The organism is Streptomyces griseoluteus (genome assembly GCF_004784465.1).
GTDB lineage: Bacteria > Actinomycetota > Actinomycetes > Streptomycetales > Streptomycetaceae > Streptomyces > Streptomyces griseoluteus.
Genome location: NZ_SRRU01000001.1, coordinates 530,119 through 552,188, shown reverse-complemented (window position 1 = coordinate 552,188; position 22,070 = coordinate 530,119). Strand labels below are relative to the sequence as shown.

Genomic DNA, 22,070 nt, shown 5'->3' with positions numbered 1-22,070 from the left:
CGCATGGGGCTTCGGGGGTGGCCGAACGCGGGATGTCCGGCTGGTGCATACGACGAAACCCGCCCGGTGAGGCGGGTCTCGTGGCGTGTCGTGATCTGTTCGGGCGGCGCGGGGCCGACCGGGTGAAGCCGTCCCCGGCGTCAGGTGGCGTCGGCGTCGAAGGGCGGGCGGTCGTCCTTCGGGGCCTCGGGCTTCTTCGTCATGTCGACGCGGCCGCCGGACGCGGCGGAGGCGGGGGACGAGGAGGTCGGGGCGGGCAGCGCGGAGGCGGTGTCGTGGCCGTTCACGGAGTCCGTCAGCTCGGCCATCTCGCGCTTCAGGTCGAAGGTGCTGCGGATGTCCTTGAGGCCCAGCTCGTCGTTGTCGAGCTGCTTGCGCAGGAACGCCTTGGGATTGAGGTCCTCGAACTCGAAGTCCTTGAACTCCGGGCCCAGCTCGCTGCGGATGTCGTTCTTGGCGTTGTCCGAGAACTCCCGGATCTTCCGGAGCGTGCGCGTGACGTCCTGGATGAACTTGGGCAGCTTGTCCGGACCGAAGACGAGCACGGCGAGGACGATGAGCGTGACCAGCTCAAGCGGCCCTATGTCATTGAACACCTGAAAGCTCCTTGCGTGTCCTCGGTCGCCCCACGGTACCCGGCGCACCCGCCGGACCGGTACCGCCCCGAGGTGAGACTTGCGTCAGTTCCGGCCGGATGCGCCCAGGCGCAGCGTGACGGTGTGCTCGGCGCCGGGACTTCCCACGGTCAGGCGGAGACGGTCGCCGGGGCGGTGGGCGCGGATCTTGACGATCAGCTCCTCACCCGAGTGGACGGGGTGTCCGTCGACCCCGGTGATGAGGTCGCCGGGCTTCAGTCCGGCCCGGTCGCCCGGTCCGCCCTTCAGCACGGCGGGACCGCTCGCGCCGGCCTCGCTTTCGATACGGGCGCCGTCCCCGGCGTAGTCCATGTCGAGGGTCACGCCGATCACCGGGTGGGTGGCATGGCCGGTGTTGATGAGTTCCTCGGCGACCCGGCGGGCCTGGTTGGCCGGGATGGCGAAGCCGAGGCCGATCGAGCCGGAGCGGCTCTCGGTGGAGTCGGAGTCCCGGTCCGCGGAGCGGATGGCGGAGTTGACGCCGATCACGCGGGCGTGGGCGTCGAGGAGGGGGCCGCCGGAGTTGCCGGGGTTGATCGGGGCGTCGGTCTGGAGCGCGTCGACATAGCTGACGCCGGTGCCGTCGCCCTTCTCGCCGCCCGCCGTGATGGGGCGGTCCTTGGCGCTGACGATGCCGGAGGTGACGGTGTTGGCCAGGTCGAAGGGGGCGCCGATCGCGACGACCGGGTCGCCCACGCGTACCGCGTCGGAGTCGCCGAGGGTCAGCGGGGTGAGCCCCCGTACGCCCTTCACCCGGACGACGGCCAGGTCGTACCCGCTGTCCCGCCCGACGACCTCCGCCTCGGCGGTGTCGCCGCTGCTGAACGTCACGGTGATGTCCCCACCGCCGGACGCGGGCGCCACGACGTGATTGTTGGTGAGGATGTCCCCCCGCCCGTCCAGCACGAACCCGGTCCCGGTCCCGCCCTCTTCCCCGCCCCGCACATGCAGCGTGACGACGCCGGGCAACGCCCGCGCGGCTATCCCGGCCACGCTGTCCCGCTCCCGCCCGTCCGGCACGGCCCCGGCCCGCGGCAGCCGCACGGTCGTCGTCCCTTCCCGCTCGACCCAGGCGCCGAGGAACCCGCCGATGCCGGCGGCGAGCAGCGTGATGCCGAGGAAGGCCCCGAGGACCTTCTTCCAGCCGGGCCACTGCCGCTGCACGTCGGTCGCGGGGGCGCCGGGGTGCTGGAGGGGGGCGGGGTTCCAGGGGTCGTAGCGGGGGGCTCGGGGGTCCTGCTGGGGTGCCAGGTCCTGGACGTCCTGACCCGGCGCCGGGGCGGGGGCGACTTCCGGGGACTGGGCGGGCGCCGGGACGGTGGGGGCCGAGGCGGGCAGGTCCGCGAGGGGCGTGCCGTGGGCCGAGGACGCCAAGGCCCGGGGGCCCGGCTCGACGTGGAGATCGGGGGCGCCGGGCTCGGCCGGGGACACGGGGCCGGACGGGGCCGTCACACAGGTGGCGGGGGCCGGGGTCGCCATGGGGTGCTGGACGGGCGGCGCGGGGGCCCAGGGGCCCGGCCCGCCGTAGGGAGGGGTCCCGTAGGGGTCGGGGTCGTGCAACGGCTTGGGAGGGCCGGAGACGGCGGCGTCCGCACGCGGGTCGGCCGGGCGGACGTCGGCGGTCTCGCGGGGCTCGTCCCGTGAGCCGCGAGGGTCGCCATGTGGCGGCTCGGCAGCGCTGCCGTCGCCGGGTGCGGGCGACCGGACGGCGTCCCCGCCGTCCCCTGCCTCGGAAGCGACCGACGGCGCGCCTCCGTGCGAGCCGTGGCCGCCGAGCGGATCGCGGGCGGGAGCGTCTTCGTCCCCGTCCGGCTCGGCGGGCCGGTCCGCCTCGGCAGGGTGCCGGTCGCCGGGCTCGCGGCCTGTCCTGGAACCGTCGAACCCGGCGGCAGCCGCCGGCTTGGCCAGTTCGAAGTCGTCGCTGGGTGCGGGCGGCTTCGGGTGACCCTCGTTCATGCTCTCCCCAGTCGCGGTGTGGAGGCCGTGCGGGGACGGCCTTACGGGATTCAACCAGGGATCGGGGGGTCAGGGGGCCGAGGGTGAGGGGGAGTTGGTGGGGGCGGCTGCCGTGGTGGTCTCGGTGGAAGGGGACGCCAGGGGCCAGGAGTCCAGGGAGAAGGGGGTGGTCTCGCCGAGGGGACGTATCAGCGGGGAGACGGCGGCCGCGCCGGCCATCACCGGCATGGCGAGGTCCCGCGCGGTGTCCTGGACCCGCGCGTCGACCGGCGCCGGAATGCCCGGCAGCAGCGGCGCGGAGGCGGAGACCTGCGCGGCCGGGGTGCGGTTGAGCGCGCCCCCGCCCTGCGCGAGCAGCGGGGCGGGAGAGCGACGCCGCTGGGTGTCGGGGGCACCCGTACCCGTACTCGCACCCGTACCGGCCGAACGTGAGGGGGCGACGTTGCTTCCGTTGCCCGGACCACCGCGGGCGTCGGCCGCGAGGTCACCCGGAAGGGCGGTGGTGACACCGCCGAGGGCCACGGCAGCGAGGGACACCGCTCCGGCGGCGGCGGCGGCGAACCGCAGCCCGCGCGAAGAGGGCCGGTCGGCGACGGGATGGATACGGAAGCCGCGCTGCTCGGGGGCGTGCCCGGAGTCGGCCGGGACGTAACTGAAGGCGAACCGCCCGCCGGGCCCGTCGGCGTCGCCGCCGGGCAGGCCCTGGAGGCGGGCGAGGAAGGACTCGGAGGGCGGCGGCGGGGCGGCCTCCGCGAACACGTTCTTCAGCCGGCGCTGCGCGTCGGCCTCCGCCCGGCACCGGCAGCAGGTGGCCAGGTGGGCGAGGACTCGGTCGCGCGACTCATGACCCAGTTCTCCGTCCACCAGGGCGGAGAGCCGGTCCCCCAGATGCTGTTCCGCGAGGTGCGCCTCCGCGGGATCGGTACCGGTTCCACTCACGCGGGCGTGCCCCCTCCCCCCAGCGCGGGCACCCGGGGCATGAACGAGCGGCGCTCGGCCTTGCGGGCCTCGGGAGAACGGTGGGCCAGGGCCTTGCGGAGCTGCGAACGCCCCCGGTGGATACGGGAGCGGACGGTGCCCAGCTTGACCCCGAGGGTCGCGGCGATCTCCTCGTACGACAGCCCCTCGATGTCGCACAGCACCACGGCCGCGCGGAACTCCGGCGCGAGGGTGTCCAGCGCCTGCTGGACGTCGGCGTCGAAGTGGGCGTCGTTGAAGACCTGCTGCGGGGACGGCTCGCGGCTGGGCAGGCGCTCGGCCGCGTCGTCGCCCAGGGCGTCGAAGCGGATGCGCTGCTTGCGCCGGACCATGTCCAGGAAGAGGTTGGTGGTGATGCGGTGCAGCCAGCCCTCGAAGGTGCCCGGCGAGTACGTCGACAGCGAGCGGAAGACCCGGACGAAGACCTCCTGCGTGAGGTCCTCGGCGTCGTGCTGGTTGCCCGTCAGGCGGTAGGCGAGGCGGTAGACACGGCCGCTGTGCGTGCTGACGATCTCCTCCCAGGTGGGCGGAGTCCACGCCTGCCCGTCCGCGTCGGTGGCGAAGGTCGCGGTCTGGGTCCCGCCCGGGGCGGGACCGGCGGCGTGGTGGTCAGCAGCGGTGTCGGTCACGGATTTCGGCCTGCCCGACCCGAGAAAGCGCCGCAGCACTCCCCCTCGGTCCTCGGGTGCGGCCGCACCTCCCCTGTCGGCTCTGGTGGTGTCCAGTGGAGCCCCTACCATAGCCACCTCGCCCGTTAGCTCCGGATAAGCGGTTTTACGAAAATTTGACACGCGCTGACCCGGCTCATCCACCCGCGTCAGCATGTGATCCACACCCTCCGTCACCTCTCACCCCCGTCGCGTGCCGGTCGCGCTCTCCGCACCCCGGCTCTCCCCTGTGAACGCTCGGTCCCATCAGCGGGTTCCCGGCGCAACGGATACAGTCACGCCGAGGCAACCACGGGGACAGGAGAGGGTCATTACCGGCAACCGGCAGACGAGCTGGGCGTTCGCCGACGCCTTTGTCGCCGAGGACGAAGCGCTGCTCTGGGCCCGGGACCGTGCCCGCGACGCGGGGCTGCGCTCGGTGGCGCCCAGCACGGGCGCCGCGCTGCGTCTGCTCGCCGCCTCCGTGGACGCCAAGGCGGTCGCGGAGATCGGCACCGGCTGCGGGGTGTCCGGCATCCATCTGCTGCACGGAATGCGCCCCGACGGCGTCCTGACCACCGTCGATCCCGAGCCGGAGCACCAGCAGTTCGCGCGGCAGGCGTTCCGCGCCTGCGGCTTCGCCAGCAACCGCGCCCGGTTCATCCCCGGCCCCGCCCTCGACGTGCTGCCCCGCCTCGCGGACTCGGGCTACGACCTCGTCTTCTGCGACGGCGACCGGCTGGAGTACTCGGACTACCTCGCTGAATCGTTGCGCCTGCTGCGGCCCGGTGGCCTGGTGGTCTTCGAGGGCGTGTTCGCAAGCGGCCGCACGGTCGACTCCGGTCCGCAGCCCACCGAGGTGGTCCGGCTGCGCGAGCTGCTGCGCACGGTGCGCGAGAGCCCGGAGCTGGTGACCTCGCTGCTGCCGGTCGGCGATGGGCTGCTCTGCGCCGTCAAGCGCTGAACCCCCGGCCCGGCCCCCCGGAAACGCGACCGCCCCGGCACCTGACGGGTACCGGGGCGGTCGGGAGGAAAAGATCGCAGCGCGTCAGACGACGACCTTCTTGAGGGCGTCGCCGAGCGCCTCTGCCTCGTCGGGGGTCAGCTCGACGACGAGTCGACCGCCGCCTTCGAGCGGAACGCGCATGACGATGCCCCGCCCCTCCTTGGTCACCTCGAGCGGGCCATCACCCGTCCGCGGCTTCATGGCCGCCATGCTCGTACCCCTTCCTGAAACCAGGCTCATCGTCTGCCGACGACCCCACGGAGGGCACCCGCGGTCCAGGAGGGACACGCGACACCGGCATCGAACACATTGCTTCCCAGCCATTATCCCGCATCCCAGGACCCGATGACCAACATCGGTCCGCATCGGCTGCACAACGCGCGCGAGCAAAACCACTCAATTCGGGGATGTGCCTGCGATACTGCGCCACCCTCGGCACACCCGCCGGTCACGTCTGTGGCGGTTTTGTTAGACGCAGGTCACACGTCCGGTGGGACTGCGGGGCCGAGATCTCCGCCATGCTGTCCCCGGACAACGACGTACCGGCCGGTACGTCATCACGCGAAACGGAGGGGACGCGCCATGGCCGACACCGTGCTCCACGAGGTGAACGACGGGCTCGCCACGATCACGCTGAACCGCCCCGAGGCGATGAACGCGCTGAACATCGCCACCAAGAACGCGCTGCGCGAGGCCGTCGAGGCCGCGGCGGCGGACGACGCGGTGCGGGCGATCCTGCTGACGGCGGCGGGCGAGCGGGCGTTCTGCGTGGGCCAGGACCTCAAGGAACACATCGGGCTGCTCGCCGCCGACCGTGAGGGCGGGGGCGGCGGCCAGACGATGAGCACCGTCAAGGAGCACTACAACCCGATCGCGCGGGCGCTGGCGGGTGCGAAGAAGCCGGTGATCGCCGCGGTCAACGGCGTGGCGGCCGGCGCGGGCTTCGGCTTCGCGCTGCTCGCTGACTACCGCCTGGTGGCGGACACCGCCGCGTTCAACACCTCGTTCGCGGGCGTGGCGCTCAGCGCGGACTCGGGGCTCTCCTGGACGCTGCCCCGAGTGATCGGCACCGGCCGCGCCACCGACCTGCTGCTCTTCCCCCGCACCATCGGCGCCCAGGAGGCGCTGGAGCTGGGCATCGCCAACCGGGTCGTCCCGGCCGCCGAGCTGCGCGCCGAGGCCGAGAAGGTGGCACGTGCCCTGGCCGAGGGGCCGACGGTCGCGTACGCGGCGATCAAGGAGGCCGTGGCGTACGGGCTGACGCACTCGCTGGACGAGGCGCTGGAGAAGGAGGACGAGCTGCAGACCCGGGCGGGCGCCTCCGAGGACCACGTCATCGCCGTGCAGGCGTTCGTGCAGAAGGAGAAGCCCAAGTACGTGGGCCGCTGATCTCCCTGAACGGCCGGGCGGGGCAAGCCGGTTGGCCCCCGCCCCGGCCGGAGGGCGTCTCAGCCGCGGGTGGCCGCGCCCCGGCTGACGCAGGCTTCCAGGTGATCGTCGACCAGGCCGCACGCCTGCATCAGGGCGTACGCCGTGGTCGGGCCGACGAACCTGAGGCCCCGCTTCTTCAGCGCCTTGGACAGGGCCGTGGACTCCGGGGTCACCGCCGCCACGTCGCCGAGCACCTTGGGCACGGGACGCCCGGCCGGGTCGGGGGCGTGGGACCAGATCAGCTCGTCCAGTTCGCCCTCGGACCAGTCCGCGAGCACGCGCGCGTTGGCGAGCGTGGCATCGACCTTGGCGCGGTTGCGGATGATGCCGGGGTCGGCGAGAAGACGCTCGCGGTCCGCCTCGGTGAAGGCGGCGACCTTCTCGATCCGGAAGTCGGCGAAGGCGAGCCGGAAGGTGAGCCGGCGCCGCAGGATCGTGATCCAGGACAGCCCGGACTGGAACGCCTCCAGGCTGAGCCGCTCGAAGAGGGCGTCGTCGCCGTGCACCGGACGCCCCCACTCGTCGTCGTGGTACGAGACGTAGTCGTCGGTGGAGAGCGCCCAGGGGCAGCGCAGTGCGCCGTCCGCCCCGGCGAGGGCCTGCCCGGTGCTCATCGGCCGTCCTCCGGGCCGGGCTCCTCCGGCCGGGGCCGCACGGCGCGGGCACCGGCGAGCGCGCTCTGGAGGTCCGCGATCCGGGCGTCCCGCTCGCCGAGTTCGGCGGCGAGGCGGCTGAGCGCGTCGTCCACGTCGGCCATGCGGTAGCCGCGCGCGGCGACCGGGAAGCGCAGGCTCTCCACATCGGTGCCGTGCAGCGGGCGGTCCGCGGGCAGCGGGTCCTGGAGCCGCTCGGGCGCGGCGTCCGGGAGCGGGGCGCTCTCGCCGCCGCCCACCACGGCGAGCGTCACCGCGCCGACCACGACGGCCAGCGCGAGGACCAGGAACAAGAACATCAGCATCGCCAGGGTTCCCCAAGCTCGATGTGCCGGACGCCGGGTCCCTTCGGACCTCGCGTCCGGAAGCCGGATGTGTCTGGGTCCGATCGTGCCATGCGACGCTGACAGCGCGGGCCGCGAGGCGCCGGACGTCCGAGGTACGAGGAGAGGTCACAGGGGATGCTCAGGCTGGGCAAGCGGGAATTCGGGCCGCACGAGCCGGTGATCATGGCGATCGTCAACCGGACCCCGGACTCCTTCTACGACCGGGGCGCGACGTTCGCCGACGACGCCGCCCTCGCGCGCGTGGAGCGCGCCGTGGCCGAGGGCGCGGCCATCGTCGACATCGGCGGGGTGAAGGCCGGGCCGGGCGAGGAGGTCACCGCCGGGGAGGAGGCCCGGCGCACGGTCGGTTTCGTGGCGGAGGTCCGGCGCCGCTTCCCCGACGTGGTCATCAGCGTGGACACCTGGCGGGCCGAGGTCGGCGAGGCGGTGTGCGAGGCGGGCGCGGACCTGCTGAACGACGCGTGGGGCGGCGTGGACCCCGGTCTCGCGGAGGTCGCCGCCCGCCACCGGGTGGGCCTGGTGTGCACGCACGCCGGGCGCGCGGAGCCCCGTACCCGGCCGCACCGGGTGGCGTACGAGGACGTGATGGCCGACATCCTGGACGTGACCGTGGGGCTGGCGGAGCGGGCGGTGGCGCTGGGGGTGCCGCGCGAGTCGGTGCTGATCGATCCGGGGCACGACTTCAACAAGAACACCCGGCACAGCCTGGAGGCCACGCGCCGGCTGGACGAGATGGTGGCGACGGGCTGGCCGGTGCTGGTCTCGCTGTCCAACAAGGACTTCGTCGGGGAGACGCTGGACCGGCCGGTGAAGCAGCGGCTGATCGGCACGCTGGCGACCACGGCGGTCTCGGCGTGGCTCGGGGCGCAGGTCTACCGGGTGCACGAGGTCGCGGAGACCCGGCAGGTGCTGGACATGGTGGCGTCGATCGCGGGCCACCGGCCCCCGGCGACGGCCCGCAGGGGTCTCGCCTGACAGGGATCTCCCCAGGGGGCGGCCGTCAGGGGCCGTCCCCCCGGGGAACCCGGGGCGAGCCGGTCTCAGCGGGCCGCTTCCTTGGAGACCAGCGCGACGGCCTCTTCCACGTCGTCCGTCACGTGGAACAGCAGCAGATCCTGCTCCGCGGCCTTGCCCTGCGCGACCAGCGTGTTCCGCAGCCAGTCCATCAGGCCGCCCCAGTACTCGCTGCCGAACAGCACGATCGGGAAGCGGGTCACCTTCTGGGTCTGCACCAGGGTGAGCGCCTCGAACAGCTCGTCCAGCGTGCCGAGCCCGCCGGGCAGCACCACGAACCCTTGTGCGTATTTAACAAACATCATTTTTCGGACAAAGAAGTACCGGAAGTTGAGCCCGATGTCGACGTAGGGGTTCAGCCCCTGCTCGAAGGGCAGCTCGATGCCGAGGCCGACCGAGACGCCGCCCGCCTCCAGCGCGCCCTTGTTGGCCGCCTCCATGGCACCGGGGCCACCCCCGGTGATCACCGCCCAGCCGGCCTCCACCAGTCCGCGCCCGAGGCGCACACCGGCCTCGTACTCCGGCGAGTCGACCCGGGTGCGTGCCGAGCCGAACACGCTGATCGCGGGCGGGAGTTCGGCCAGGGTGCCGAAGCCCTCGATGAACTCCGACTGGATGCGCAGCACCCGCCAGGGGTCGGTGTGCACCCAGTCGGTGGGGGCGCGCTCGTCCAGCAGCCGCTGGTCCGTGGTGCTGGCCTGCACCTGGCCCCGCCGCCGGAGCACCGGGCCGAGCCGCTGCTCGTCCGGTGGGCTCTTCTTCCCCTCGGGGTTTCCGGTAGCCATGTGCGCTCCCTCCGCTTGCCGGTATTTCGTCCTCAGCCTAGATCCGCAACCGTTACCGAGGGGGGACGTGAGCATGTCCGGAACGCGGCGCCGCGCTGTGCGGGCCTCACGCGGTGAGCCAGGCGCGCAGCCGCTCCTCGCCCGCGAGGACCTTGGCCACCTCGACCCGCTCGTCCCGCTTGTGCGCCAAGTGCGGGTTACCGGGGCCGTAGTTGACCGCCGGGATGCCGAGGGAGGCGAAGCGGGAGACGTCCGTCCAGCCGTACTTGGGCATCGGGGTGCCGCCGACCGCCTCGATGAAGGCCGCGGCGGCCGGGTGGGAGAGGCCCGGCAGGGCGGCGCCGCTGTGGTCGTCGATCACGAACTCCTCGACACCGCAGTCCGCGAACACCTCACGGACGTGCGCGACCGCCTCCTCCTCGGTGCGGTCGGGGGCGTAGCGGAAGTTGACGGTGACCACGCACTCGTCCGGGATCACGTTGCCGGCCACTCCCCCGCCGATGCGGACGGCGTTCAGGCCCTCGCGGTACTCCAGCCCGTCGATCACCGGCCACCGGGGCTCGTAGGAGGCGAGGCGGGCGAGGATCGGGGCGGCCGCGTGGATGGCGTTGGAGCCCATCCAGCCGCGCGCGGAGTGGGCCCGCTCGCCCTTCGTCCTCAGCAGCACCCGGAGCGTGCCCTGGCAGCCGCCCTCGACCTCGCCGTCGGAGGGCTCCAGCAGCACCGCGAAGTCGCCCCGGAGCCACTCCGGGCGGGCCTCGGCGAGGTGCTTGAGGCCGTTCAGCTCGGCGGCAACCTCCTCGTTGTCGTAGAAGACGAAGGTCAGGTCACGGTTGGGGTCGGGCACGGTGGCCGCGATCCGGAGCTGGACCGCGACACCGGCCTTCATGTCACAGGTGCCGCAGCCCCACAGCACGCCGTCCTCGTCGAGGCGGGAGGGGACGTTCTCCGCGATCGGGACGGTGTCGATGTGCCCGGCGAGGATGACGCGTTCCGCGCGGCCCAGGTCGGTGCGGGCGAGGACGTTGTTGCCGAAGCGCTCCACCGTGAGGTGGGGCAAAGCGCGCAGCGCGGCCTCGATCGCGTCCGCGAGGGGCTTCTCCGTGCCGCTCTCCGACGGGATGTCCACGAGCCGGGCGGTCAGCTCGGCGGCGTCCAGCGTGAGGTCAAGGGTGGTGTCGGCCATGCTGGTGACCTTAACGCCCGCCGGGGCGGGGCCCGCCGCCTCACCGGGGCGCGGGTCCGCGGCGAGGACCCTTGCGGGCTCCAGTACCTTGTACGCGTGTCAGAGCCGTCCCCCTCTCGCCCCAAGCGTCGCGGCCGTGCGTTCCGGATCGGTGCGGCCCTGCTCGTGCTCGCCGGTGTCGGCGCGTACCTCGTCGTCCAGTACGTCACCGGAGGCGGTGCCGCGCGCGGCTGCACCGTGGTCTCGGTGCAGGACAGGACGGTGTCGTACGCCTTCACGCCCGAGCAGGCCGTGAACGCGGCCACCATCGCCGCCGTCGGCACCGGGCGCGGCATGCCCGAGCGTGCCGTGACCATCGCGCTCGCCACCGCGCTCCAGGAGTCGGGGCTGCGCAACATCCGCCACGGGGACCGGGATTCACTCGGCCTGTTCCAGCAGCGGCCCTCGCAGGGCTGGGGCACCCAGCGGCAGATCATGGACCCGGCGTACTCGGCGGGCATCTTCTACGCGCACCTCGCCCATGTGCCCGGCTACACCGAACTCCCGCTCACCGTCGCCGCGCAGAAGGTGCAGCGCAGCGGCTTCCCGGAGGCGTACGCCAAGCACGAGCCGGACGCGAAGCTGCTGGCCGCCGCCCTCACCGGCCGCTCGGCGGCCACCCTGACCTGCGACGGCCGCACCGCGCGCACCGCCGAGGCGGCGAGCCCGGACGCCGTACGGACCGCGCTGGTACGGGACTTCGGGCGCGACGCGCTCCAGGAGACCGGCGCGGTGGTGGGCGGTACGGCCGTCCCCTCGCCCTCTCCCTCGCCCAGCGTGACCGCGACGGCGCACGGGCGGACGGTGACCGTGCCGGTGCCGCTGGGCACCCGGACGGACGCCCGCGGGCGCACCGAGCGGGAGCGGGGGTGGCAGCTCGCGCAATGGGCGGTGGCCAACTCCTCGGCGCTGCGCATCACCCGTGTGACGTACGAGGGGCGGGAGTGGACCGCGTCCAACGGTGGCGGGGACTGGCATCCGGTGCCGGCCCCGGCGTCGGGGGCGGCCGGGGCGGAGTCGTCGCTGGCGGCCGTACGGATCGTCACGGGGTCCTGAGACAGTCCGGACGCTTGTGCGGGGGCTGCCCCGTACGGGTTGCGGGCGCTGTCGGGGGGCGCGTTCGGAGGCAGGGGTGCCGGGGTGGGCCTCGGCCCTTGCGGTGCAAGGGGTGGAAGGATTCTGCTCGGCGCCTTCACCACGGGCTTTGCCCGTTTTTATCCACACCTGATAATGCGATGCGTTATCCAGTCTTTACCTTCGGCGTCCGCAACCTTCGGCGGGTTCGAGCGGTAGTCAGTGCGTCCGGGCTCGGACACCACACCGTTCTCTCCTGTCGAATGGAGCATCATGTCCCTCCCCCTGACCCGCCGTATCGCCCGTGCCGCGCTGCTCGTCGCCGCGGGGGCGGCCGCCGGGGTCGGCGCCGCCGGTACCGCCGGTGCGGCCACCAACCAGCCGGCCGTGCCGGATCTCGGCGGGCTGACCAAGCTGGACGGCGCGACGCACGTGGACAAGGCCGTGGGTGGGCTGGCGGACAGCAAGGCTGTGAAGAAGGCCCTGCCGGCGCCTGCGGCGGGCAAGGCGGCGGGGAATGTGCTCGGCGGGCTCCCGATGAAGGGGCTGCCGCTCGGCTAGTCGTCGCGTGACGAGGGGGGTCCGGGATGTTTCCCTGGCCCCCCTCGGCGTGTCTGCTGCCGGGCGGGGTGACAGCCGCACCCGGCGCTGCGGGCTGTGCCCACCCTCCCCCAAGCTCTCGGCTTCGCTCGAGCAGAGGGACCCCCATGGCCCTGCGGAACGACTGCCCACAGCACTGGCGCTATGCCGTCAGGCGGGCGACCGCCGCGTCGATGCGCTCGTCCGTAGCCGTCAACGCCACGCGGACGAACTGGTCGCCCGCCTCGCCGTAGAAGTCGCCCGGTGCGACGAGGATGCCGAGGCCGGCCAGGGCGGCGACCGTCTCCCAGCAGGACTCGCCCTTCGTCGCCCAGAGGTAGAGGCTGGCCTCGCTGTGGTCGATGCGGAAGCCGTGGGACAGCAGGGCCGCGCGGAGCTTGGCGCGGCGGGACGCGTAGCGCTCGCGCTGGAGGTGTACGTGGTCGTCGTCGCCGAGGGCGGCCACCACCGCTGCCTGGGTCGGCGCGGAGGTCATCATGCCGCCGTGCTTGCGGATCTCCAGCAGCGGCATCAGCACCGCCGGGTCGCCCGCGACGAAGGCCGCGCGGTAACCGGCCAGGTTGGACCGCTTGGAGAGGGAGTGGACGGCGAGGATGCCGTCGTAGGAGCCGCCGTTGACGTCCGGGTGCAGCACCGAGACCGGGTCGGCCTCCCAGCCGAGTTCCAGGTAGCACTCGTCGGAGACGATCAGTACGCCGTGCTCGCGGGCCCAGGCCACGATCCCGGTCAGCTCCTCCTGGGAGAGGACCTTGCCGGTGGGGTTGGACGGCGAGTTGAGCCAGAGCAGCCTGAGATTCGCCGGGTCCAGCTCGCGCGGGTCGTCGTAGACCTCGTACTCGGCGCGGGCGAGGCGGGCGCCGACCTCGTAGGTGGGGTAGGCCAGGCGCGGGTAGGCGACCTTGTCACCGGGGCCGAGGCCGAGCTGGGTCGGCAGCCAGGCGACGAGTTCCTTGGAGCCGACGATCGGCAGGACGTGCCGGTGGGTGACGTCGCGGGCGCCGAGGCGGCGCTCCAGCCAGCCGGTGATCGCGTCGCGCAGCGCGGGCGTGCCCCAGACCGTCGGATAGCCCGGCGAGTCGGCCGCGTCGACCAGTGCCTTCTGGATCAGCTCGGGAACCGGGTCGACCGGGGTGCCCACCGACAGGTCGACGATCCCGCCGGGGTGCGCGGCGGCGGTCTTCTTGTAGGGCTCCAGCTTGTCCCAGGGGAAGGCGGGGAGCCGGTCGGAGACTGCGGACACGGGGCTTGCTCTCTTTCCTAGGGGGCGCAAACGCCTCGGTCCCGCACGGCCGGGGGTCACCAGGCCGTACGGGACCGAGGCGGCACGCTCATACGGGCCGCCGGACCTGCTGACCGGTTACTCGCCCTGCGGCGGCAGCGCGGCGATGAAGGGGTGGTCGCGCTCGATCAGACCCAGCTTGCTGGCGCCGCCGGGGGAGCCCAGCTCGTCGAAGAACTCGACGTTCGCCTTGTAGTAGTCCTTCCACTCCTCCGGAGTGTCGTCCTCGTAGAAGATCGCCTCGACCGGGCAGACCGGCTCACAGGCACCACAGTCGACGCATTCGTCCGGGTGGATGTACAAGGACCGCTGGCCCTCGTAGATGCAGTCGACCGGGCACTCCTCGATGCACGCCTTGTCCTTGACGTCGACACAAGGCTGCGCGATGACGTAGGTCACGCTGTCGTTCCTCCTCGATAGGGCGCTGGCGGGCCTCCTCAGGCTCCGCCGCCTGGCGCGCGGGAGCGCGGCGTCGTCGATGCCCGCACCTAGTATCTCCGTTTCGGAGCGTGATCCGAACAGGAGGGGTGGAGCGACCCGTGGAATTCTCGGTGACAGGACTGCTCAAGGTCCTCATCACACCGGCAGACGTGGGCAAAAGGGTATCTGTACGGCAGTTGACGGGTTCGGGTGCGGCGGGCGAGAAGTTCACCGACACGGTAGGCGTTCTCACCTCCTGGGACGACGACGGCGTGCTCATGATCACACGGCGGGACGGCCGGGTGGTCAAGGCCGAGGCGTCCTCACTGGTCGCGGGCAAGGTCGTACCGTCGGCTCCGGCGCGTCGCCGGGGTCCGGCGGCGGACTACGAGGAGCTGGCGCGGATCGCGGCGCGGGCGTGGCGCCCGGTGGAGAGCGAACGGCTCGGTGAGTGGGAGCTGCGGGCCGCGGGCGGCTTCACCCGGCGGGCCAACAGCGTGCTGCCGCTCGGCGAGCCGGGGCTTCCGCTCGACGTGGCCCTGGCTTCCGTAAGACGCTGGTACCGCGAGCGCGGACTGCCCGCCTACGTCCAGACCGCCTCCGGCGCCGAGGGCACACAGGAGCTGCTGTCGGCGGAGCTGGCGCGGCGGGGCTGGACGCGGGAGGTCACGGCGGAGCTGTGGACCGGCGCGCTGGCGCCGGTCGCGGACCGGGAGGGCGGCGCCGGCGTGGTGCTCTCCCGCGAGGCGGACGAGGCGTGGCTCGCGCGGTACGGGCGCGAGGGAGTGAGCGAGGTGGCCCTGCGGGTGCTGCACGGCGGACCGTCGGTGTGGTTCGCCCGTGTGCCCGGCGCGGCCGGCGAGCCGCCGGCGGCGATCGGGCGGTGCGTGGTGGACGGCCGCTGGGCCGGTTTCGCGGCGGTCGAGGTGGACCCGGCCCGGCGGCGTCAGGGGCTGGCCACCGACGTGATGGCCGCGCTGGCCCGGCGCGCCCTGGACGAGGGCGCCTCGGCGGCGTGGCTCCAGGTCGAGGAGGACAACGAGGGCGCGCGGCGGCTGTACGACGGTCTCGGTTTCGCCCCGCATCACGCGTACCACCACTACCGGGAGCCGGACGCGCCCGGCTCCGGGCGGTCGTAGGAGCCCGTCGTGGAACCCCCAGAACCAGCCCGGCGCCCCGCTTTCCCGCCCCCGTACCCGCCTCCGCCGGAGCGGTCGGCGGAGCTGCGGCGGCGGTTCGCGGAGGAGGCGCGGTCGCAGTGGCCCGACCTGTCCGCGCTGTGCCTCATGATCGGCGCCGAGGTGGACGGCACGCTGGACGAGGCCGGGATGGACGCGGCCCAGATCGAGCTGGACGAACTCGCCGGGCGGCTGCCGTACCGGCCGGGCGAGCCGCTGGCCTGGGCGCGGGCGGTGGGCCGGCTGCTGGGCGGCGCCAACGGGTTCTGCGGCACGGCCGGGGAGTACGAGCGGCTGGAGTCCTCGCTGCTGCACTCCGTGCTGCGGCGGCGGCGCGGGCTGCCGATCCTGCTGTCGGTGGTGTGGATGGAGGTCGCCCGGCGCGCGGGCGCCCCGGTGTACGGGGTCGCGCTGCCGGGACACTTCGTGGTCGGCTTCGGCACGGCCGGCGACCGGGTCCTCGCGGACCCCTTCGAGGGCGGCCGGGTGCTCAGCGGCATGGACACCGAGCTGCTGGTGGCCGGGGCGACGGGCGCGCCCCTGGAGCCCTCGATGCTGGTCCCGGCGGCCCCGCTCCAGATCATCCAGCGCATCCTCAACAACATCCGCGCCTGGGCCACCGCCCGCCCCGAACGCTCCGACGTGGCCCTCTGCGCCGTCGAGCTGGCCATGCTGCTCCCCTCCCGCCCGGCCCGCCTCCGCTACGACCGGGGCCGCCTCCTCGTCCAGCGCGGCGCCTTCACCGAGGGCGCGGCCGAACTGGAGGCGTACGCGGAACTGGTCTCGGTGGTCGACCCGACGGCCGAGGAAAAGGCGCGGGCCCAGGCCCACGCGGCAAGAGCCCTGCTCAACTGACCGGCCTCAGAGCCAGCCCTTCTCCCGCGCGATGCGCACGGCCTCCGCCCGGTTGCGGGCCGCGAGCTTCTGGATGGCCATGGAGAGGTAGTTGCGGACCGTCCCCTGGGAGAGGTGGAGGGCCCCGGCCAGTTCGGCGTTGGTGGAGCCGTCGGCGGCGGCGCGGAGGATCTCGCGTTCGCGGTCCGTCAGGGGGTTGGCACCCTCGGCGAGGGCCGCCGCGGCCAGAGTGGGGTCGATGACGCGTTCGCCGGCGAGCACCTTGCGTACGGCGGCTGCGAGCTGGGCGGCGGGGGCGTCCTTGACGAGGAAGGCGTCGGCGCCCGCCTCCATGGCGCTGCGGAGGTAGCCGGGGCGGCCGAAGGTGGTGAGGACGACGAGCTTCACGCCGGGGTGCGCCCGGTGGACCCGGGCGGCGGCCTCGATACCGGTGCAGCCGGGCATCTCGATGTCGAGCAGGGCCACGTCCACCCCGTGCTCCCCCACTGCGGCCAGCACCTCGTCCCCGCGCGCGACCTGCGCGACGACCTCGATGTCGTCCTCCAGCCCGAGCAGCGCGGCGAGCGCCTCGCGGACCATCGACTGGTCCTCGGCGAGGAGGACCTTGATCGTGCTCGTCATGACCCGGATACTACGTCCGCCCCGACGGCCGACGGGACGCGGGCGACCACCCGGAACCCCTTGGCGGACCGCCCCGCCTCCAGCGTGCCCCCGGTCCCCTGGAGCCGTTCCGCGAGCCCGGTGAGCCCGTTGCCGGGCCCCTTCCCCGAGCCGCCCGAGCCGTTGTCCTCGACGGACAGCTCCAGCACCGGCCCGTCCAGGGTGTGCCGGTGCAGCAGCTCGACCGCGCACCGCTCGGCGCCGCTGTGCCGGACCACGTTGGTGACGGCCTCCCGCAGCGTCCACGCCAGCGCGGCCTCGGCCTCCTCGGGCAGCCCGGCGAGGTCGGGCTCGGCGGGTATCTCGGCGACGACCCCGGCGGCCGTCAACGCGACCTGCGCACCGGCGAGTTCGGCGGCGAGCCGGGGCCGCCGGTACCCCGTGACGGCCTCCCGCACGTCGACCAGCGCCTGCCTGCTGACCCGCTCGATGTCCGCGACCTGCTGGGCGGCCTCCTCCGGCCGGCCCGGCAGCATCCGCCCCGCCAGCTCGCTCTTGAGCGTGATCAGGGACAGCGAGTGCCCCAGCAGATCGTGCAGGTCACGGGCGAGCCGCAGCCGCTCCTCGTTGGCGGCGAGCTGCGCCACGGTCGCCCGCGCCTTGCGCAGCTCGACGGTGGTGCGGACGAGCTGTCGCACTCCTGTCATGGCGAAGCCGATCAGCACCACCAGCAGGATCAGGTTGCGCGCCTCCTCCTCGCCGGTGTGCAGTCCGACGAGGTACATCACGGCCGCCGAGGCCGGGATCGCCCAGTAGGTGGCCTTCGCGGGCAGGGTCGCCCCGCAGGCCACCGAGAGGTAGACGAACAGGCCGAGCCAGGCGCTGCCCAGCGTGTACGCGAGCAGCGGCGCGAGAACGCCGAGGATCAGCAGGAGCACGACGACGGCGGGCCCGGAGAAGGTCCGGCCCATGTTGCGGAAGACCAGCCCCAGGTACACCGCGACGAAGGCCGTGAGTCCCACCGCTCCGGCCCAGGTGGCCGCCGCCCCGTGGCCGCCGCTCACCAGGTCGTGGACGGGCGAGCTGAGGAAGACCAGCCAGACGCCGATCCACAGCAGCTTCACCCACAGCTCGCGCCGGCCCCGCGGCGGACGCCCCACGGGGGTCTCCGCCCCGGTCCCGGCGTACCGGTCCTCCGTCATCGCGTTCACGCCTTCAGCGTGTCCTTCCGGTACAGCCAGGCCGCGCCGCCCGCGAAGAGGACGAAGTACACGGCGAGGACGGCGACGTCCCGCGCCTGCGGGGCCTGGCTCTGCTCGACCGCGCGTCCCAGGGCAGCGTACGCGTACGTCGGCAGCCACTCGGCGATGTCCTGGAGCCAGCGGGGGAACCCGGCGGAGGGCATCCACAGGCCGCCGAGGAGCGAGAGCGTGAAGTAGACGATCATCGTGATGGGCCGTACCGCGTCCCCGGAGGCGAGGTAGCCGATGGCGACGCCGAGCGCGGCGAAGACGAGGCTGCCGGCCCAGATGACGCCGGTGAGGGCGAGCCACTGCCAGGCGTCGAGGCGTACGTCCTTCACGACGGCGGCGACGACGAACACCATCACGATGGACGGCAGGCTCACCACGGCGGCGCTCGCGGTCTTGGCGAGGACGTAGCCGTGGCCGGGGAGCGGGGTCAGCCGGAGCTGGCGCACCCAGCCGCTCTCCCGCTCCTTGGCGATGCGCTCGCTGTTGCCCATCAGCACGGCGGTCAGGGCGCCGAAGGAGGCCATGGAGACCATCAGGTAGGTGGCGACGGTCAGGCCGGTGCCGCCCACCTTCTCGCCGGTGCCCGAACTCCCGGCGAAGATCAGGAAGATGACCGAGGGGTAGAGCACGGAGAAGAACAGGAACTTGCGGTTGCGCAGGGCGCGGGCGAGCTCCAGCTTGATCAGGGCCCGTGAGGCGAGGATGCCGGTCATGCGCGCTTGGCCTCCTCGGCCTCGGTGATGGCGACGAAAGCCTGCTCCAGACCGAGGCCGGCGACTTCCAGGTTGCGGGGGTAGAGGCCGAGCCCGTACACGGCGTGCACGGTGGCGTCGGCGTCGGCGGACTGGATGCGGACGGTCTGCCCGGAGACGTCCAGCGAGGTCAGCGCGGGCAGGACGGCCAGCACGGTCTCGTCGACGGCGCCGGTCAGGTCGAAGGAGACCCGGCGGGCGCCCGCGCGTGCCTTGATCTCGGCGGCGGTGCCGTCGGCCAGCAGCCGGCCCCGGTGCAGGACGAGCACGCGGTCCGCGACGGCGTCGGCCTCCTCGAGGTAGTGCGTGGCGAAGAGGACGGTACGGCCCTGGCCGGCCTGCTCGCGCATGGTGGCCCAGAACGCGTGCCGGGCGGAGACATCCATGCCGGTGGTGGGCTCGTCCAGCACGATCAGGTCGCTGTCCCCGGCGGTGGCCAGGGCGAAGCGGACGCGCTGGGCCTGGCCGCCGGAGAGCTTGTTGACCTTGCGGTCGGCGATCTGCGTGATCCCGGCGCGGGCGAGCACCTCGGAGGCGGGGTGCGGGCGGGGGTGCAACGAGCAGGCGAGGCCGACCAGTTCGGCGACCGTCACGTCCTCCATCAGCCCGCCGCTCTGCAGCATCGCCCCGACCCGCCCGGCGACGATCGCCTCGCGCGGCCCGGTCCCGAACACGGTCACCCGCCCCTCGTCCGGCTGCTTCAGCCCGAGCAGCAGATCGAGCGTGGTGGACTTCCCCGCCCCATTGGGCCCGAGCAGCGCGACCGTCTCCCCCGGCCGCAGCGCGAGCGACAGCCCGTCCACCGCCCGCACGTTCCCGTACGCCTTGCTCACCTGCTCGAACCCGGCCACCACCGGCACGTCGGTCGCGGTCGCCACCGTTGTCGTTGTCATGCCCGTCATGCTGGCCGGGAGGGGGGTGCGGGCGGCAGTGCCGTCGGTCCTGAGTGGCGGATGACAGATGTCATACGACGGCGAGGGCACCCGGAGCGGCTCCGGGTGCCCTCGCCGTCGCGGTGCTCGGCTAGTTCGGCTTGGTGTCGATGGTGCCGACGCGCTCCGCCGCGGTCTTGCCGACCAGGGCCTTGCGCAGGGCCGCCACGACGTCCTGCGGAAGCACGTCCCGCTTGCCGGTGGCGCTCTCCACCTTCACGCCCTCGAAGGTGGTGCCGTAGGCCTCCTTGAGCGCCTCGAGGTTGTAGGTGTCGGTGAGCTTGCCGCCCACCGCCTTGAACCCGAGGATCTTCGGCAGCGAGCGGGGCCCGAAGTTGATGCTGTGCGCCGCGTCGACCCGGACGGTGACGAGGTTGGACATCGCGGGTTCCGCGAACGCCTTCATCTCGCGGTCGACCTCGGCGTTCGGGACCGTCGGCTGCTTGGTGGTGGTGGGGACGGTGACCGGGGTGGCGGTGCCGGTCTCCACCAGGGTGCGGTAGGCCTGCTCGACGGCCTTGGTGGAGCCCGCCGCGTCGATGGCCTTGCCGGGCTTGCCGTAGACGGCGACGGCCTTGCCGGACTCGAACTTGATGCCGCCCTCGACGACCGAGCCCGCACCGCCGCCCGCCTGCTGGAGGGCGACCTGGAGCTTCTCCTCGTCCACCGGGGTGACCGGCTGGACGACCCGCTTCTGCCCGAAGAGGGAGCCGATCACGGAGAGCGGGTTGTAGTCGCTCTTGGCGGCCTCGCTGACCGTGGCCTGGTAGTCGAACTGCAGGCCCGCCTTGTCCGGGGTGAGGGCCACGTTGCCGCCGCCGACGGAGAGCTGGAGCGGCTTGTTGACCCGGTCCCGGAAGGCGTCGTCGAGCTTCTTGACCGCGTCGTCCCGGGTGCCGCCGCCGATGTCCACGCCGAGCACGGTGGTGCCCTTGGGCACGTCGGTGCGGTTCATCAGCAGCCCGGCGCCGTACGCACCGCCCACGACGACCACCACACCGGCGACCAGCAGCATCAGCTTGCTGCGGCCCTTCTTCTTGGGCTGCGCGGCCTTCGCCTGGGGCGCGGGCGGCTTGGGGGCCGTGTACGCCGGGCGGTCGGCGGCCGGCGCCGCCCCGAACGGGTCGGCCTCGTCGCCGGGGAAGACCGGGATGCCGCTGGTGACGGTGTGCCCGGAGACGGCGCCGTGCGGGGCGCGGCCGGGGGCGCCCGGGGCGGCGGCGAGCTGCTGCGGGGTGAGGATCGCGGTGTCGTCGCCGAGGGGGTTGCCGGCCTGGGGTGCCTGCGGGGCGCCCTGGGGACCCTTGGGCGGGCCGCCGCCGGGCGCGCGGAAGGCCGGCGGGCCGTCGAAGGGCTCACCGGGCTCCATGCCCCGCATGCCGGGAGCACCGGGCGTACCGGGCGCGGTGCCCGGCACCGGGCGCGTCGGCAGCGGGCCGTCGCCGGTGACCGGGCCGCCGGTCGGACCCGCCGGGCCGTTCGGGCCGGGGGCGCCCTGGCCGCCGGGCCCGTTGAAGCCGCTCGGACCGCCGGGGCCGCCACGGCCGTTGGCGCCGGGGGTACCCGGACCACCCGCCGGGGCACCGCCGTTGTCGGAGAAGAACGGCAGGTCGTCGCGGGCGGGCTCGCCGGGGCGGGTGCCGCCGCGCGGACCCGAGGCCAGCGCCTCGGTCACGTCGAACGAGCCGGTCCCGCCGCCGTGGCCCGGCGCGACGGGGCCACCGGTGGCGCCGGACATGCCGGCGCCGTTGGTGCCGCCGGGGCGGGGGGCGTTCGGCGCGGGGGTGCCCGGCCGCTGCGCGGAGGGGCCGGGGCCGAGGGCCGGGGCGCCGGGGCGCGGACCGCTCGTACCGGCGGCGGAACCGCCCGGCACTCCGGCGCCGTTGGTGCCGCCGCCGCCCGAACCGCCCTTGGGAGCACCGCCCTTGCGGGGAGCGAACCAGTCGCTGGTCTTCTCCTCGGCCTGCGGGGCGGCCTCGGCGGCCGGTTCCGGCGCGGGCTGCGTGGCGGGCTCGGGCCGCGCGTCGGCGGCCGGCTCGTCGCCGCCGCTCTCACCGGCCGGGGCGCCGTCGACGGTCTTGCGCACGACGACCGGCGGAATCGGCCGCGATCCGGGGATGTTGATCCGGATGCGGGTGGTCAGCGTGGTCTCGGTCTTGCGGTCCTCGGGACGCGCGTCCGGGCTTCCCGCGCCGGCCCCGTCGCCGGAAGCCATGGGGGTCCCGTACGGCGGGGTGCCGGAGGGGTACGCGGCTCCGCCGCGCCCGTCGGGCCCGGAGGACGGAGTGTCAGTTTCACGACTCAAGGCAGGTTCTCCCGGTTGGCTCCGCCGCCCGTCACGACCTCAGCGGGCATCTCGGCGGCGCGCACCACCATACTGGCCACCTCTGGCGCGAATCCCACGACCGCTGTGGAAATCCGCACCGGACCCGCACGAGAGTCGCGCGAAG

At 73.6% G+C, this 22,070-nt stretch carries 23 protein-coding genes; 7 read left to right on the top strand and 16 right to left on the bottom strand.

The genetic code is table 11. The features are described 5' to 3' along the window. Positions 1–140 precede the first annotated feature (140 nt). The 4 genes from E5082_RS02725 to sigE form a co-directional block, all read right to left on the bottom strand. The gene (locus E5082_RS02725; RefSeq protein WP_135789672.1) at positions 141–596 is read right to left on the bottom strand and encodes a sec-independent translocase; all 456 of its coding nucleotides are present in this window, start codon (positions 594–596) and stop codon (positions 141–143) included. 84 nt (positions 597–680) lie between these two features. Further along, positions 681–2,591: a S1C family serine protease gene (locus E5082_RS02720; protein ID WP_135789671.1), complete on the bottom strand. Its 1,911-nt coding sequence runs from the start codon at positions 2,589–2,591 to the stop codon at positions 681–683. A 69-nt stretch (positions 2,592–2,660) separates the two neighbouring features. Next, positions 2,661–3,530 carry an anti-sigma factor family protein gene (locus E5082_RS02715; RefSeq protein ID WP_135789670.1) on the bottom strand — a complete coding sequence of 290 codons (870 nt, stop codon included), beginning with the start codon at positions 3,528–3,530 and terminating at the stop codon, positions 2,661–2,663. Next, the gene (gene sigE / locus E5082_RS02710) at positions 3,527–4,237 is read right to left on the bottom strand and encodes an RNA polymerase sigma factor SigE (RefSeq protein ID WP_135789669.1); all 711 of its coding nucleotides are present in this window, start codon (positions 4,235–4,237) and stop codon (positions 3,527–3,529) included. Before sigE ends, E5082_RS02715 begins: the two co-directional genes overlap by 4 nt. 229 nt (positions 4,238–4,466) lie before the next feature. Between sigE and E5082_RS02705 the strand changes: the two genes are divergently transcribed. Beyond that, a complete protein-coding gene (locus E5082_RS02705; protein ID WP_078858418.1) occupies positions 4,467–5,180 on the top strand; it encodes an O-methyltransferase in 714 nt (237 codons plus the stop codon). Between the two features lie 84 nt (positions 5,181–5,264). On the opposite strand, the gene E5082_RS02700 is transcribed toward E5082_RS02705, so the two are convergent. Then, positions 5,265–5,432, bottom strand: coding sequence for a DUF3117 domain-containing protein (locus E5082_RS02700; protein WP_018544333.1), 168 nt, complete (start codon positions 5,430–5,432; stop codon positions 5,265–5,267). Between the two features lie 372 nt (positions 5,433–5,804). Here E5082_RS02700 and chcB point away from each other — a divergent pair, with 372 nt between their 5' ends. Then, positions 5,805–6,611, top strand: coding sequence for a 2-cyclohexenylcarbonyl CoA isomerase (chcB, locus tag E5082_RS02695; protein WP_135789668.1), 807 nt, complete (start codon positions 5,805–5,807; stop codon positions 6,609–6,611). 59 nt (positions 6,612–6,670) lie between these two features. Here chcB and E5082_RS02690 read toward each other — a convergent pair whose 3' ends face one another. Then, complete coding sequence (locus tag E5082_RS02690; RefSeq protein WP_135789667.1) at positions 6,671–7,267, bottom strand: DNA-3-methyladenine glycosylase I; 597 nt, start codon at positions 7,265–7,267, stop codon at positions 6,671–6,673. Continuing rightward, entirely contained in the window at positions 7,264–7,611 is a 348-nt protein-coding gene (locus tag E5082_RS02685; RefSeq protein ID WP_135789666.1) for a DivIVA domain-containing protein, read from the bottom strand. The genes E5082_RS02690 and E5082_RS02685 overlap by 4 nt, the downstream gene beginning before the upstream one ends. Positions 7,612–7,767: 156 nt before the next feature. Between E5082_RS02685 and folP the strand changes: the two genes are divergently transcribed. Then, the gene (folP, locus tag E5082_RS02680) at positions 7,768–8,628 is read left to right on the top strand and encodes a dihydropteroate synthase (protein ID WP_135789665.1); all 861 of its coding nucleotides are present in this window, start codon (positions 7,768–7,770) and stop codon (positions 8,626–8,628) included. Between the two features lie 65 nt (positions 8,629–8,693). On the opposite strand, the gene E5082_RS02675 is transcribed toward folP, so the two are convergent. Both E5082_RS02675 and dapE read right to left on the bottom strand, forming a co-directional pair. Beyond that, positions 8,694–9,452 (bottom strand): LOG family protein, encoded by a 759-nt coding sequence (locus tag E5082_RS02675; protein ID WP_135789664.1) that lies wholly within the window; start codon positions 9,450–9,452, stop codon positions 8,694–8,696. 106 nt (positions 9,453–9,558) lie between these two features. Beyond that, positions 9,559–10,638: a succinyl-diaminopimelate desuccinylase gene (gene dapE / locus E5082_RS02670; RefSeq protein ID WP_135789663.1), complete on the bottom strand. Its 1,080-nt coding sequence runs from the start codon at positions 10,636–10,638 to the stop codon at positions 9,559–9,561. Between the two features lie 96 nt (positions 10,639–10,734). Between dapE and E5082_RS02665 the strand changes: the two genes are divergently transcribed. Both E5082_RS02665 and E5082_RS33640 read left to right on the top strand, forming a co-directional pair. Next, a complete protein-coding gene (locus tag E5082_RS02665) occupies positions 10,735–11,733 on the top strand; it encodes a VldE C-terminal domain-containing protein (protein WP_190045323.1) in 999 nt (332 codons plus the stop codon). A 291-nt stretch (positions 11,734–12,024) separates the two neighbouring features. Next, entirely contained in the window at positions 12,025–12,312 is a 288-nt protein-coding gene (locus E5082_RS33640; protein ID WP_373310061.1) for an ATP-binding protein, read from the top strand. A 181-nt stretch (positions 12,313–12,493) separates the two neighbouring features. Here the strand turns inward: E5082_RS33640 and E5082_RS02655 are convergent, their stop codons facing one another. Both E5082_RS02655 and fdxA read right to left on the bottom strand, forming a co-directional pair. Next, the gene (locus E5082_RS02655; protein WP_135789662.1) at positions 12,494–13,591 is read right to left on the bottom strand and encodes a bifunctional succinyldiaminopimelate transaminase/glutamate-prephenate aminotransferase; all 1,098 of its coding nucleotides are present in this window, start codon (positions 13,589–13,591) and stop codon (positions 12,494–12,496) included. A gap of 117 nt (positions 13,592–13,708) precedes the next feature. Further along, the gene (gene fdxA, locus E5082_RS02650) at positions 13,709–14,029 is read right to left on the bottom strand and encodes a ferredoxin (protein WP_018561461.1); all 321 of its coding nucleotides are present in this window, start codon (positions 14,027–14,029) and stop codon (positions 13,709–13,711) included. A gap of 140 nt (positions 14,030–14,169) precedes the next feature. On the opposite strand from fdxA, the gene E5082_RS02645 reads away from it, so the two are divergent. Together E5082_RS02645 and E5082_RS02640 are read left to right on the top strand one after the other, a co-directional pair. Continuing rightward, a complete protein-coding gene (locus E5082_RS02645) occupies positions 14,170–15,189 on the top strand; it encodes a GNAT family N-acetyltransferase (RefSeq protein ID WP_135789661.1) in 1,020 nt (339 codons plus the stop codon). 9 nt (positions 15,190–15,198) lie between these two features. Continuing rightward, on the top strand, positions 15,199–16,083 hold the full coding sequence (locus tag E5082_RS02640; protein ID WP_135789660.1) for a transglutaminase family protein: 885 nt from the start codon (positions 15,199–15,201) through the stop codon (positions 16,081–16,083). Positions 16,084–16,089: 6 nt separating this feature from the next. Here the strand turns inward: E5082_RS02640 and E5082_RS02635 are convergent, their stop codons facing one another. The 5 genes from E5082_RS02635 to E5082_RS02615 form a co-directional block, all read right to left on the bottom strand. Continuing rightward, positions 16,090–16,704: a response regulator transcription factor gene (locus E5082_RS02635; protein WP_135789659.1), complete on the bottom strand. Its 615-nt coding sequence runs from the start codon at positions 16,702–16,704 to the stop codon at positions 16,090–16,092. Then, positions 16,701–17,885: a sensor histidine kinase gene (locus tag E5082_RS02630; protein WP_135790108.1), complete on the bottom strand. Its 1,185-nt coding sequence runs from the start codon at positions 17,883–17,885 to the stop codon at positions 16,701–16,703. The genes E5082_RS02635 and E5082_RS02630 overlap by 4 nt, the downstream gene beginning before the upstream one ends. A gap of 5 nt (positions 17,886–17,890) precedes the next feature. Continuing rightward, positions 17,891–18,649 (bottom strand): ABC transporter permease, encoded by a 759-nt coding sequence (locus tag E5082_RS02625; protein WP_135789658.1) that lies wholly within the window; start codon positions 18,647–18,649, stop codon positions 17,891–17,893. Beyond that, positions 18,646–19,590 carry an ABC transporter ATP-binding protein gene (locus E5082_RS02620; RefSeq protein ID WP_373310062.1) on the bottom strand — a complete coding sequence of 315 codons (945 nt, stop codon included), beginning with the start codon at positions 19,588–19,590 and terminating at the stop codon, positions 18,646–18,648. Before E5082_RS02620 ends, E5082_RS02625 begins: the two co-directional genes overlap by 4 nt. A gap of 121 nt (positions 19,591–19,711) precedes the next feature. Beyond that, the gene (locus E5082_RS02615; protein ID WP_135789656.1) at positions 19,712–21,925 is read right to left on the bottom strand and encodes a hypothetical protein; all 2,214 of its coding nucleotides are present in this window, start codon (positions 21,923–21,925) and stop codon (positions 19,712–19,714) included. Between the last annotated feature and the right edge of the window lie 145 nt (positions 21,926–22,070).